Consider the following 13108-nt stretch of genomic DNA (forward strand, 5'->3'; position numbering starts at 1 on the left):
ACCTAACGAATCGTGGCTACCGACTTTCCTGCCGAGATCGCGGCCCTTCGGGGAACGCTCGGCCAGATCCTCGCCGTGTCCAAGCCGGAGGAGCTGGAGCGGCGGATCGCCGAGCTCTCCGAGCAGGCGTCCGCACCCGACCTCTGGGACGACACCGATGCCGCGCAGCTCGTCACGAGCGAGCTGAGCCATGCCCAGTCCGAGCGCGACCGGCTGAACGACATCGGCAACCGGATCGAGGACCTGGGCGCGCTGGTGGAGATGGCGCAGGAAGAGGGCGACGAGGAGGTCCTCGCCGAGGCCGACGCCGAGCTCGCGTCGCTGCGCGCGGCCATGTCGGAGCTCGAGGTGCGCACGCTGCTGGCGGGTGAGTTCGATGCACGCGCCGCCGTGGTCACCATCCGGGCGGGCGCCGGCGGCGTGGACGCCGCGGACTTCGCCGAGATGCTCATGCGCATGTACCTGCGCTGGGCCGAGCGCAAGGGTCACCCCACCAAGGTCATGGACACCGCGTACGCCGAGGAGGCGGGCCTGAAGTCGGCCACCTTCGAGGTCAACGCCCCGTACGCGTTCGGCACGCTCTCGGTCGAGGCGGGCACCCACCGCCTGGTGCGGATCAGCCCGTTCGACAACCAGGGCCGGCGGCAGACCTCGTTCGCCGCCGTCGAGGTGATCCCGCTCATCGAGCAGACCGATCACATCGAGATCCCCGAGTCGGAGATCAAGGTCGACGTGTTCCGCTCCTCCGGCCCCGGCGGGCAGAGCGTCAACACCACCGACTCCGCCGTCCGGATGACGCACATCCCCACCGGCATCGTCGTCTCGATGCAGAACGAGAAGTCCCAGATCCAGAACCGCGCCGCCGCGCTGCGCGTGCTCCAGGGCCGGCTGCTGCTGCGCCGCCGCGAAGAGGAGCAGGCGCAGAAGAAGGAGCTCGCGGGCGACGTCAAGGCCTCGTGGGGCGACCAGATGCGCTCCTACGTGCTGCAGCCGTACCAGATGGTCAAGGACCTGCGCACCGAGCACGAGTCCGGCAACCCCGCCGCCGTGTTCGACGGCGACATCGACGACTTCATCAACGCCGGGATCCGCTGGCGTCGCCAGCACGCCGACGACCCCAGCTGACCCAGCTGACTTGGGCGGGGCTGCTGACCCGCGGCTCCTCCACGAGATCGGACCCGCGGGTCGAGATCGGACCCCCGGCGGTCCGACCTCGAGCCGGAGGTCCGATCTCGACGACGGCGCATGGCACCTGAGTGGTGTGCCTCACCCCGGCGTGTCAGCCGAGCATCCCGAGGTTTGCTGCCTACCGTGGGCGATGGCCGGTCACCCGCACTTCCCCGTCATCGATCCCGGCCGAGAAGCCCAGTGATCCGGTTCGACAACGTCTCCAAGGTCTACGCCCGCGGGCACCGACCGGCACTCGACCAGGTGTCGGTCGAGGTCGAGCGCGGCGAGTTCGTGTTCCTCGTCGGAGCCTCCGGCTCCGGCAAGTCCACGTTCCTCCGCCTCGTGCACCGCGAAGAGCGCCCCACCTCCGGTGGGGTGTTCGTGGCAGGACGCGACCTCTCGCGCATCTCCTCGTGGAAGGTCCCGCAGCTGCGCCGCCAGATCGGCGTGGTCTTCCAGGACTTCCGGCTGCTCAACAACAAGAACGTGTTCGACAACGTGGCCATCGCGATGCAGGTCATCGGCAAGCCGCGCCACCAGGTGATGAGCGCCGTGCCGGAGACCATCGAGATGGTCGGCCTGGCCGGCAAGGAGAGGCGCATGCCGAACGAGCTCTCCGGCGGCGAGCAGCAGCGGGTCGCGATCGCCCGCGCGTTCGTCAACCGGCCCGCGATCATCCTGGCCGACGAGCCCACCGGCAACCTCGACCCGACCACGTCGGTCGGGATCATGCGGCTGCTGGAGCGCATCAACCGCACCGGCACCACGGTGGCCATGGCCACGCACGACGACGAGATCGTCGACCAGATGCGCAAGCGGGTCATCGAGCTCGTCGACGGCCAGGTCGTGCGCGACCAGGCTCGCGGTGTCTACGGGGCGCGGGCGGACGCATGAGGGCGCGGTTCGTCCTCGCCCAGATCGGCAACGGCCTGCGACGCAACGTCGCGATGGCGGTCTCGGTCGTGCTGGTCACGTTCATCTCCCTCACCTTCGTGGGGGCCGCCGCGCTCCTGCAGATGCAGGTCGACAAGGCCAAGGACGACTGGTACGACCGCGTCGAGGTCAACGTCTACCTGTGCCCGGCCGGTGAGCCGTCCGTGGCGTGCCCTGACGGCGAGGTCACCGAGGACCAGCGAGCCGAGATCCAGGCGCTGCTGGAGTCCGAGGCGCTGTCCGACTACGTCCAGACCGTCTACCTGGAGACCAAGGCGCAGGCCTGGGAGGCCTTCCAGGAACGGTTCGGCGACCAGGAGTGGGCGCAGCGGATCACCGAGGACCAGATGCAGTACTCGTTCCGGGTGAAGCTGGTGGACCCCGAGCAGTACCAGCTGATCTACGACGAGCTCTCGGGCCGACCGGGGGTGCAGCAGGTCATCGACCAGCGCAGCATCCTGGAACCGCTGTTCCTCGTGCTCAACCGTGCGACGTTGATCTCGGTCGGTCTCGCCGTGCTGATGACGGTGACGGCGGTCCTGCTGATCACCACGACCATCCGGCTCTCGGCGATGAGCCGGCGCCGTGAGACCGAGATCATGCGCCTGGTGGGCGCCTCGAACCTGTTCATCCAGCTGCCGTTCATGCTGGAGGGCGCGATCGCTGCGCTCCTGGGTGCCGTGCTGGCCGTGGGCGGGCTGTGGCTGGGCGTGCGCTACATCATCGAGGACTGGTTGGCCGAGTCCGTGCGGTTCATGCCGTTCGTCGACACGGCGGACGTGCTCACGGTGGCACCGATCCTGGTCGCTGTCGGGATCGGTCTGGCCGTGATCAGCTCGCTGGTCACCCTGAGCCGTTATACGAAGGTGTAGGGCTGAACTCATGACCGCGACACGTAGGCAGCGCGGGCACTGGATGCGCACGACGGCCAGCGCCGCCGTCGCGCTCCTGCTCCTGGGGGCGACGATCGGGCCCGCCGCGGCGGACCTCGACGAGCTCGAGGAGCAGCAGGAGCAGGTCGAGCAGGAGCGCGAAGAGGTGGTTGCGGCGCTCGAGGGCACCGACACCGCGCTCGCGGAGACCTACCTCGAGCTGGACGACATCAACCGGCGGCTGCCGGTGGCCCAGCAGGAGCTGGTGGTCGCCAACGAGGAGCTCGCCGCGTCCGAGCGCCACCTGGACGAGGTCCAGGGTCGGCTCGAGGTCGCGCGCCAGCAGCAGACCGACCTCGAGGTGGAGATCGCGGCGGGCGAGGCCGAGATCGACGACACCGAGTACGCGATGGGCGAGGTCGCGCGTACCGCCTACCGGGGCGGCGACGGGATGGGCACGCTGTCCCTGATCTTCGGTGCCGGCTCGGCCGAGGAGTTCGCGTCGGACTACTCGGCGATGAGCTCGGCGCTCCGCACGCAGAACCAGACGCTGACCGACCTGGAGAACCTGCAGGCGGTGAACCGGAACCGGCAGGTGCGTCTGGACGCCGTCGAGGAGCGCATCGTCGAGCTCGAGATCGAGGCACAGACCGCCGTCGAGGTGGCCGAGGTCGCCCGGCAGCGCGCATCCGACCTGGTCGTGGAGATCACCCAGCTGAAGTCGGAGCAGGAGACCAAGGCCGCCGAGCTCGAGCAGGCGCGTGAGGACTACGCGGCCAAGCAGGCCGAGCTCGAGGCCGAGAACGAGCGTCTCTCGCAGGAGATCGCCGACGAGATCGCCGCGATCGCTGCCCGTGAGGCAGCCGAGCGGGAGCGGCAGCGGCAGGCTGAGATCGAGCGTCAGCAGCAGCAACAGCAGAGCTCCGGCGGCGGCGGTGGCGGGTCCGGTGGCGGCGCTGGCGGCGGCGGTTCCGGAGGCGGTGGCGGAGGCGGAGGCGGCGGCGGGTCGTCGAGCGGGTTCATCTCCCCGGTGAGCCGATCGCTGCACGTGACCTCGCCGTACGGCATGCGTTGGTACCCGATCACCGGTGGTTACTGGTTCCACCAGGGTGTTGACCTGCGGTCGGGCTGCGGCGAGTCGCAGATGTCGGTGGCCTCGGGCACGGTCGTCGGGGTGCGCCCCGCGGCGGGCAACGGCACCCACGGCAACCAGGTGCTGGTCAACCACGGGGTCATCGGCGGCAACTCCTGGGTGAGCGTGTACAACCACCTGTCGCGGTTCGCGGTCAGCGTGGGGCAGAGCGTCTCGCAGGGGCAGGCGATCGGCTACACCGGTGCCACCGGCAACGTCACCGGGTGCCACGTGCACCTGGAGCTGTGGCGCAACGGCGCGACCGTCAACCCGATGCCGTACATCTCCTGACCCAGGCAGGGCGAGACCATCGTGCCGCTGACGGCGAAAAGGTGGGGTTCCGCCGTCGGGCCTGACCTACGCTGGTTCGGCCACGCGTCAGGGGCGGGGCAGGAGAGGGAGCTGTGAGCAACGTCAAGGGCGGTGCCAAGAAGAAGAAGGTGCCCGCGGGGGTCGATCCGCGCACCGTGAAGAACGTGGTCGCGCGCAACAAGAAGGCCCGTCACGACTACCACGTCGACGACACCTACGAGGCTGGGCTGTCGCTGACCGGCACCGAGGTCAAGAGCCTCCGTGCGGGGCGGGCGTCGCTGGTGGACGGCTGGGTCTCGGTCGAGAACGGCGAGGCCTGGCTGGAGGGTGTCCACATCCCCGAGTACACGCAGGGGACCTGGACCAACCACCCGGTGCGACGCAGGCGCAAGCTGCTCCTGCACCGGCTCGAGATCGACAAGCTCGCCCAGACGACGCGCGAGAAGGGCCGCACGATCGTGCCCCTGGAGCTCTACTTCATCGGCGGCCGCGCCAAGGTCGAGATCGCGACGGCGCGAGGCAAGCAGGAGTGGGACAAGCGGGAGACGCTGCGGCGCCAGCAGGACGAGCGTGAGGCGCAGCGCGAGATGAGCGCGCGCCGCCACGGCTGACTCCGCCGGCTCGGGGAGTTCTGTCCGTCGGACGGCTGAGGTCCGGCCACCGGCGGCCGATTAGCCTGGCAGGCATGACTCGACGGGCGCCTCTGACGTTGCTGCTGTCCCTGGTGCTGGCGCTCCTGGCCGTGGCGCTGGTGCTGCCGGCCTCCACCGCCAGCGCCGACGACCAGGGCGACCGCGAGATCACCCGGTACGCCGTGGAGGCGACCGCACAGGCCGACGGCACGCTCGACGTGCGGCAGGAGATCGACCTCGACTTCGCGAGTACCCCCGGGCACGGGCTGTTCCTCACGCTGGTGACCCGGCAGGAGATCGACGGCGACCCCGACCACTACCGGGTGCTGGAGGTGAGCGGCGTCGAGGTGACCTCACCCACCGGAGCGCCGACCGAGCTCGAGCTCGACGAGAGCGACACGGGTCTGGTGATCCGGATCGGCGACGAGGACATCGACGACGTCTCGGGTGTGCAGACCTACGTGGTCACCTACACGGTGGCGGGCGTGCCGAACTCCGGGGTCGGCGAGGCCGGCGAGGACGAGATCTACTGGAACGTCATCGGCTCGGGCTTCGAGCTGCCGATCTCCAACGTGTCCGTGGCCCTGCGCGGACCGGTGATGCCCGAGGAGATCGCCTGCTTCACCGGCGGCGTCGGGTCGATCAACCAGTGCGCCTCGTACCGGGTGTCCGACGACGTGGCGACCTTCGAGCAGGACCGGTTGCGCGAGGGCCAGGGCATGAGCGTCGTGGCGTCCTACCCAGGTGGGACGTTCGGGGGAGTGGAGCCGATCCTGGCGCCGCGGCGCACGTTCGCCAACGGCATCGGGCTGGGCACGCCCGCCGTCCCGGTCTCGGGAGCGCTGGCGCTGGTCGCGGTCGGCGGTGTGGCCGCGTTCGCGCGCCGCCGCGGACGCGACATCGCCTACCAGGGGCTGACGCCCGGTCTGCAGCCGACCACGGCGGAGGGTGCCGCTGCCGTGGGCCCGCGCAGGAAGACGCCTGTCACCGTGCAGTTCACGCCGCCGGCCGACGTGCTGCCCGGCGAGCTGGGCACGCTGACCGACGAGCGCGCCGACCGGCGTGACGTCACCGCCACCATCTTCGACCTCGCGGTCCGGGGGTTCCTGCGCATCGAGGAGATCGAGGGCTCGAAGAAGCCGGACTGGCGGCTGATCCGGAACCTGGACGCCGACTGGGACGAGCTGCGACCGTACGAGCGCACCCTGCTCCGGAGCATCTTCAGCACCAGCGGTGAGAAGAAGCGGCTGAGCAAGCTGGGAGAGCGGTTCGCCGAGGGGGTGAGCGACACCCAGGAGCAGCTGTACGAGGAGATGGTCGAACGCGGCTGGTTCAAGCACTCGCCCCAGACGGTGCGCCGGTCCTGGGCGGGGATGGGGTTCCTGGTGCTGGCCGGCGGCATCCTGGCCACGCTGCTGCTCTCGTTCCTGGTGGGCTGGGGCTTGCTCGGCGTGCCGGTGATCCTCGCGGGCATCGCGATCATGGTCGCGGCGCCCACCGCACCCGCGCGCACCGCCGACGGCAGCGCGGTGCTGGCGCAGGCGCTCGGCTTCAAGCTCTACATCGAGACCGCCGAGGCGCGCACGCTCCGGTTCGAGGCCGGCGAGGACATTTTCTCGAAGTACCTGCCGTACGCCATGACGTTCGGGCTCGAGGACCGCTGGGTGGGGATCTTCGCCGAGCTCGCCAAGCAGGGGGCCGACCTGCCCACGCCGGCCTGGTACGTCGGTCACACCCCGGCGATGATGCTGTGGTCCTCGGGGTTCGGGGAGACGGTCAACTCCTTCGCCTCGGCCGCTGACATCGCGGTCGCGAGCGCGACGCCGGCCTCCTCGGGCGGGTCCGGGTTCTCGAGCGGGGGCGGCTTCTCCGGCGGTGGTGTCGGCGGCGGAGGTGGCGGCGGCTGGTGAGCCGCGCCCCCGGCGAGCGATCGCCCGACGGCGACCGGTCGCCGTCGGGAATGAGGTGGGGGCCTGGGCTGTTGAAGGGATAGCATGGCTGGGTCGCGGGTTCACGGACCAGCGGTGCTTGATAACTGAACAGGGGGGTGATCGGTTTCGACGATGGCTGTCGTACCAGTAGAAGCGGGTCGAGGATGCATGGTTATCTCGTAAACGCTCCATGCAAACCCATAGGTGCCGATTCCAAGCGCACCGAGTTCGCCCTCGCCGCCTGAGCGAGTGTGACTCCGCCAGTCCGGGCTAGCTTCCGTCCCGGGTCCTGGCGTCATCTAGGAAGCCACTGCTCGCAGTCCTCGTCATCGGGGCTGCGGGGACACTCAGATGACTGAGCCTGTCAGCGACTTGTCTGCGTGATCGCTGGGGCCGAGAAACTCAATAGCAGACTGCACCCGGAGAAGTCCTGGTTCAGAGCTATCGGACGCGGGTTCGATTCCCGCCACCTCCACGACGAAGCGCCGTGTACCCTTGGTACACGGCGCTTTTCGTTGCAATCACAACGTTTGCAGCGATCGGCGCCGTACGCAGGAGTTGGCACAGATGGGCCCGAAATGGCACCAAAGTTGTCACACAGCTGTCACAGCGGAGCGAGTGGAGATCGCAGATGGCGCGTCCGGGGACCTTGCCCAGGGGGATCTCGCTCTACCGCGGACGCTATCGCGCCCGCCTCACGGTCGACGGCGAGACGCATGCGCTCGGGATGTTCGACGCGCTGGGAGACGCGAAGGCGGCGCTAGCGATCGCCAAGGGTGAGGCAGTCCGCGGCGCTTTCGTGCCGCCGTCGGCGATTCGGGCGCAGCGGCGAGCTGTCGCCGAGCGCGAGGCAGTGGAGTCGTTGACCGTGGGGGAGTGGGCGCAGTCCTGGCTCGCCGAGATGGACGCCAACCCGAAGCGATCCCACGCCACCGTGGTCAGCTACACCTCGGTGCTCCGCAACCACGTGCTGCCGACGCTGGGTGAGGTGCGGCTGGTGGATCTGACGACGCACCAGGTCGCAGAGCTGTTGAGCGAGCTCCGGGTGCGGCCATCGGCACGGCACCCTGGGGCGAAGGCGAACGGTGTGACGCACACGACCACGATCGTGCTGCGATCGATGATCAACTCGGCGGTCAAGCGTGAGATCGGAGGTCTGACCGCGTTCCGCTTCCCGGAGGCCGTCGGTCACGTCAGGGTGCGGCCAGCCGAGGAAGACGGCGACGTCGCGACACCGGCTGAGGTGGCCGCGATGGCCGAGGCGATGCCCGCGCACCTGCGGATCGCCGTGCCGCTGGCGGCGTGGTGCGCGTTGCGGCTGGGCGAGGTGCTAGGTCTGGAGCGTCGCGATCTGGAACACCTGGACGACCCAGCGCGCGCAAAGCTGCACGTGCGGCGGCAGTGGAACGCCAAGGCGCACGCGATCACCGACCCCAAAGCCGACTCAGCGAGATCGATCGCGATCCCGAGGTTCCTGCTGCCGGATCTGGTGACCCATTTGGATGCGTTCACGTCAGCGATGCCAACCAGCACGGTGCTGAGGGGCCGGCGGCGAGACGAGCGGGTCTCCCAGACGGCCTTCGACAACTCCTGGCGGCAGGCCCGTAAGGACGTGCGCCCGACGTTCCGCTTCCACGACCTGCGCCACACTGGCCTGACCATCTATGCCCAGCAGGGCGCGACGCTAGCCGAGCTGCTGCACCGGGGCGGCCACAGCGATGTGAGTGTCGCCTTGAGGTACCAGCACGCAACTGTCGAACGAGACCGGGCTTTGACGGATCGTCTCAGCGAAGCAATCTCGATCTGAAGGCGGTGCCTGATTGCACAGCCGGCCGGCTTTCCATCGGCGACGTCAGGTTTACGGACCCCGCGTCATTGGCTTGAGCGGCAGGTTCGCTTCCCTGATTGGCAAGGAGACTCACATGGTCGGCACACGAGAAGACCTGCTCTACCAGCACGTCATCGAGACCCTCGACACAGATCTTGGCGAGTGGCCAGGCGGCTATCCAGACGCAATCGAGCTCGCGTTGATCGATGCCATCTATTCGGTCCGTGCTCGATACGGTGACCGAGAGCGCAAGACCGGCGTGGTTGGCGTTGTCTACCGCTGGCGCACCTGGCGAGCAGGGAGTACCGACGACCTGAGCGTGTTGGCTACGACCTCAGCAAGCGATCTTCGGAGCGTCGTATCCAACAATGGCCGATTGGCCCGGCGCTACAAGGCGGAGGTTGTCGTCGATGCCGCGCGAGCGCTCCTCGACATGGACGTCAAGACCGCCGCTGACTTCCGCGCCGCTCCCGAAGGGCTTCGGTCGGCGTATCTCAGCGTCAAGGGCTGTGGGCCGGTGACCTGGCGCTACCTTCGGATGCTCCTAGGTCAGAGCGACATCAAGCCAGACACATGGGTGATGAAGTTCGTCAGGGAAGCGGTGCCAGCGGTTGGAGACAGTGACGCGGCCGCTGCACTGCTGACCGGCGTCGCCGACCGCCTGCGCGTCGACACGCGAGAACTTGATCATGCCATCTGGAATTACCAGCGAACCCGGTGACGGGTTCCGCCCATTCTTCGACTACTGGGCAGTGGTGATGGCCGAAGTCCCAAGCGCCGACCAAGGTACTCAGTTGAGCACCCATAGCGGTGCCTGACCCACTTCCGTGGACGCCTTGCCTGGGCGACGATCGCCCCGGAGAGGAGTCAAGATGCCTGCTGCCATGTCGCCGGAGTTTCAGCGTCGTGCTCTGGATTTGGTTGCGGCTGGAGCCGGTCGCGGCGATAGCGCGCAATCTCGGGATCAGCGGGTCGTGTCTGGCGTTGCTGGACGGACCGAGACGAGGTCGATTCCCGCCGCCGTGGGGGGCTGACCACTGCGGAGCATCGCGAGCTGATCGAGCTGCGCCGCCGCAACCGGGTGCTGGAGACCAGGATCGAGATCCTGGAACGGACCAGCGCGTACTTCGCGTGGGAGGACGTGCTCTTAGAATGAGGTTTCGGCTCCCCCGCGAGCTCGCCGCCGACGGCCTCGACATGGCTGGACCTGCCGGTTCGTGCGGCTCTCCCGCTCGGGCTACGGCTGGCAGCATCGCCGGTCCAGCGTTCGAGCGGTCGCCGACGCCGACGCCGACCTGAGCCGCGCCAGCGCGGCGATCGATCTGGGCTCTCGCGGCACCTACAGGGCGCCGCGGGTACAGGCCGAGCTGGTGCTGGGAAGTGGGATGCGGTGCGGCCGCAAACCCGTGGCCCGGCTGATGCGCGGCGCAGATGCGCGGATCTGCCACCGACGCAAGCGGCCTGACTGGCGCCCAGCGCCGGCCACCCATGCTGACTCTTATGCGTCGCGGGTTCACCGCTGACGCCCCGGACCGGTTGTGGCTCACGACAATCACCGAGCACCGCGCCCGCGAGGCTCGATCTACTACTGCGCGGTCATCAATGCCTTCTCCCACCGCATGGTGGGCTGGTCGATCGCGGACCACCTGCGCACCGACGTGTCGTCGACGCGCTGCAGATGGCCCGCGGGGCGCGCCGCTCAGCGCCCGGCACGACCGTGCACGCCGATCGCGGAGCCAGTACACCTCCTGGGCCTTCGGGCACCGGCTGCGCCAAGCCGGGCTGCTCGGCCCGGTTGGCCGAGTCGCGTCCTCGATCGACAACGCTCATCGAGTCGTTCTGGTCGACCATGCAACGCGAGCTGCTCGACCGCCACGCCTCGCAGAGGCGCAGAGAGCTGGCCTCGGCGACCTTCGAGCGGATCGAAGGCTTCTACAACCCTCGCCGCCGCCACAGCACCCGGGGCAACCGATCCCCGGCCGAGTGCGAAGCCCAAAACACCGCCGCGAACCCCGCGGCATGATCAACCAACCGAACGTGTCCGCGAAAGCGGGCCAAGCTCCGGTCGAGCACTATATGCACATGACAGACTCCACCTGGACCGACGAACCGCTCCGTTCCGGGAAGCACGACACCCTTGGGCGTCTGGCGTACGCACAGCGCGCCGCCGAGCTGATCCACACGACCCACTCGTTCGAGTCGAGCGCAGTGTTCGGCCTCAGCGGACCCTGGGGTAGCGGCAAGACTTCACTGGTGAACATGATCGTCGAGGAACTACAACGAGAGCACCCCAAGTGGGCCACCGCTAGGTTCACCCCGTGGGCGACGAGTGACGTCTCCGGGCTGTTGGGTGAGTTCTACTCCTCTCTCGCCGAGACACTTCCCAGGAAAAGGGGCAAGCAGGTCCGACAGGCGCTCGCGCTGACAGCCTCGGTCGCCGCGCCCGCGGCAAACATGATTCCGGTCGCCGGCGGCGCGGCCGCCGGAGCGATCCGGCTCGCAGGGGAGGCGTTGGCAAAGTCACCGTCGTGGCAGGTCGCGTTCAACAAGGCATCGGAGGAACTGAAGGAACTCAAGAAGCCGATCCTCGTCGTGGTCGACGATATCGACCGGCTCCACGGAGAGGAACTGCTGACTCTCCTGAAGGTGGTCCGACTCTTGGGTAGGTTCGACGGAGTTCAGTATCTACTCGCTTACGACGACGAGACCCTATATCGGAGCATGACTGCATCAGGTGCGGTCAGTCCCCACGACGGTTCGGCCGAGCGGTTCATGGAGAAGATCGTCCAGTACCCCCTCTTCGTGCCTCCGCTGCTGCGACACCAGCAGATCTCGCGCCTGAACACTGGGCTTACGTACGCCTCTAGGGAAGCAGACGACGAGGGTTCGGCCGACCGCCGTCTCAGCGGACTGGTCGACTGCTTCACAGACCTGTTGACGACGCCGCGCGCGATCGACCGATACATCGGCCAACTGCAGCACCACATCCCGCTCCTGCCTCCGGACGAGATCGATGACGAGGACGTCATGCTGCTGACCCTCATCCGGGTCAGCTTCCCGGCCATGTTCAACTCGATACCGCGGTACCGCACCGAGCTCGTCTCCGGCCACACCGGTGAAATGAAGACCGGAACCACGAGATTCGAGTACGAGCCGTTCGACATCGAGCCACTGCTCGGGGTCGTCCCTGCAGAGCGACGGGCCACCGCCCGGGAGCTGTTGGTCTCGCTGTTCCCGAAGGTCCACAAGAAGGGGCAGCTCTCAGTTCACGCTAGCCGCCGGCGCCAGAGCGTCCAGCACAAGGAGTACTTTGACCGATACTTCGCAATGGGCATCCTCGACCACGATGTCAGCGACGCGACGGTCGAGGACGCGGTCACATCGGCGACCGGTGGGGACGGGGGACCGTTGGCGAGCCTTCTCGTTGGAAGGCCGGAGGCATTTCGAGGCCTGGTCCTTAGCAAGTGCCTCAGCCCGACAAACCAACCAACCACCGATGCAGAGAGGATTCAGCTGGCCGAAGTTCTCGGCCAGATCGCCAACGCCCTCCCATCGGACGACAACGCACCGTTCAGTGTCCAGGACCAGCTCCTCACCTGGATAGGTGAACTGCTCGTCGGGCTCGACAGAGGGACGCCCTCGGCGACGGTTCGAGCCGTGATCTGGAGACTCGACAGTCCAGCTCTCCGCATCCGGACGTGGATGAGGTTGGAGAACAAGATCGACCACGTGTATCGGTCCGATAGGCCCGTTTGGTCCGACGAGGTGACAACTATCCTGGTCGATGATTCTCTTACCGACTTCCTGGATCACCTCAAGCAGGGTGACGACGCCGAGGCCCGTTCCGGCGTCGGATACCAGGTCCACTTCGTTCTGCGCCATCGGGCGGAACACCTTCGTTCCGCCGTCAAAGAGCTCTTTGAGTCGAAGGAAGTGAACTTCTCGATCCTTGCTTCGAGACTGGTATCGGCTCGAACGATCACTGGGACCAAGCCCGACTGGCAACTATCGCCCGACTTCGATCAGGAGACGTTCAACCAACTCGCACCGCCCGGCGATGACCCCTGGTATGCCGAACCCATTCAGGACGTCGACCTCCGCGACCTGAGTTGGGCAAACCGACGCAAGTTCGCTGCCGGTCGGGTCAGCCCGGCCCCTCAGGCGTCCTAGGTGTTGCGTCTCATGAGGTTGGTGACGGGGGTGTGAGCGAGGGGTAGGTCCCGGCGGCAGGATGGAAGTACCTCTACGACCGTTCTGCTTGAAGGACCTACCCCTCGATGTCTCACGCTAACGCCCCG

General features: G+C 67.7%; 11 protein-coding genes and 1 other RNA gene. All 12 read left to right on the top strand.

What is annotated here, in order from left to right; translation table 11 throughout:
- Positions 1-9 precede the first annotated feature (9 nt).
- The 12 genes from prfB to GPA04_RS20445 all read left to right on the top strand — a co-directional run bounded on the left by prfB (position 10) and on the right by GPA04_RS20445 (position 12980).
- On the top strand, positions 10-1125 hold the full coding sequence (prfB, locus tag GPA04_RS20395; protein ID WP_206674300.1) for a peptide chain release factor 2: 1116 nt from the start codon (positions 10-12) through the stop codon (positions 1123-1125).
- Positions 1126-1368: 243 nt separating this feature from the next.
- Positions 1369-2064 (top strand): cell division ATP-binding protein FtsE, encoded by a 696-nt coding sequence (ftsE, locus tag GPA04_RS20400; RefSeq protein WP_156226063.1) that lies wholly within the window; start codon positions 1369-1371, stop codon positions 2062-2064.
- Complete coding sequence (ftsX, locus tag GPA04_RS20405; protein WP_156226064.1) at positions 2061-2975, top strand: permease-like cell division protein FtsX; 915 nt, start codon at positions 2061-2063, stop codon at positions 2973-2975. The genes ftsE and ftsX overlap by 4 nt, the downstream gene beginning before the upstream one ends.
- A gap of 10 nt (positions 2976-2985) precedes the next feature.
- The gene (locus tag GPA04_RS21170; protein ID WP_156226065.1) at positions 2986-4398 is read left to right on the top strand and encodes a M23 family metallopeptidase; all 1413 of its coding nucleotides are present in this window, start codon (positions 2986-2988) and stop codon (positions 4396-4398) included.
- Positions 4399-4547: 149 nt separating this feature from the next.
- Positions 4548-5030 (top strand): SsrA-binding protein SmpB, encoded by a 483-nt coding sequence (gene smpB, locus GPA04_RS20415; protein WP_156226079.1) that lies wholly within the window; start codon positions 4548-4550, stop codon positions 5028-5030.
- 74 nt (positions 5031-5104) lie between these two features.
- Positions 5105-6961, top strand: a complete 1857-nt coding sequence (locus tag GPA04_RS20420; RefSeq protein ID WP_156226066.1) for a DUF2207 domain-containing protein — start codon at positions 5105-5107, stop codon at positions 6959-6961.
- 133 nt (positions 6962-7094) lie between these two features.
- Positions 7095-7460, top strand: a transfer-messenger RNA (tmRNA) gene (gene ssrA, locus GPA04_RS20425).
- 9 nt (positions 7461-7469) lie between these two features.
- Positions 7470-8789, top strand: a complete 1320-nt coding sequence (locus GPA04_RS20430; RefSeq protein ID WP_156226067.1) for a tyrosine-type recombinase/integrase — start codon at positions 7470-7472, stop codon at positions 8787-8789.
- A gap of 115 nt (positions 8790-8904) precedes the next feature.
- Positions 8905-9531: a DUF8548 family protein gene (locus GPA04_RS20435; RefSeq protein ID WP_156226068.1), complete on the top strand. Its 627-nt coding sequence runs from the start codon at positions 8905-8907 to the stop codon at positions 9529-9531.
- Positions 9532-10027: 496 nt separating this feature from the next.
- The gene (locus GPA04_RS21570; RefSeq protein WP_366465058.1) at positions 10028-10333 is read left to right on the top strand and encodes an IS3 family transposase; all 306 of its coding nucleotides are present in this window, start codon (positions 10028-10030) and stop codon (positions 10331-10333) included.
- Positions 10334-10488: 155 nt separating this feature from the next.
- Positions 10489-10833, top strand: a complete 345-nt coding sequence (locus GPA04_RS21575; protein ID WP_156226069.1) for an integrase core domain-containing protein — start codon at positions 10489-10491, stop codon at positions 10831-10833.
- Between the two features lie 59 nt (positions 10834-10892).
- Positions 10893-12980 (top strand): KAP family NTPase, encoded by a 2088-nt coding sequence (locus tag GPA04_RS20445; RefSeq protein WP_162458684.1) that lies wholly within the window; start codon positions 10893-10895, stop codon positions 12978-12980.
- Positions 12981-13108: the final 128 nt, after the last annotated feature.

It is taken from the genome of Pseudactinotalea suaedae, assembly GCF_009733815.1.
GTDB classification, from domain to species: domain Bacteria; phylum Actinomycetota; class Actinomycetes; order Actinomycetales; family Beutenbergiaceae; genus Pseudactinotalea; species Pseudactinotalea suaedae.

Excerpts from the sequence above, each read along its gene's own strand:
- ftsX (WP_156226064.1), top strand. The coding sequence starts at position 2,061 with ATGAGGGCGCGGTTCGTCCTCGCCCAGATCGGCAACGGCCTGCGACGC.
- GPA04_RS21170 (WP_156226065.1), top strand. The coding sequence starts at position 2,986 with ATGACCGCGACACGTAGGCAGCGCGGGCACTGGATGCGCACGACGGCC.
- GPA04_RS20420 (WP_156226066.1), top strand. The coding sequence starts at position 5,105 with ATGACTCGACGGGCGCCTCTGACGTTGCTGCTGTCCCTGGTGCTGGCG.
- GPA04_RS20435 (WP_156226068.1), top strand. The coding sequence starts at position 8,905 with ATGGTCGGCACACGAGAAGACCTGCTCTACCAGCACGTCATCGAGACC.
- GPA04_RS21575 (WP_156226069.1), top strand. The coding sequence starts at position 10,489 with ATGGCCCGCGGGGCGCGCCGCTCAGCGCCCGGCACGACCGTGCACGCC.
- GPA04_RS20445 (WP_162458684.1), top strand. The coding sequence starts at position 10,893 with ATGACAGACTCCACCTGGACCGACGAACCGCTCCGTTCCGGGAAGCAC.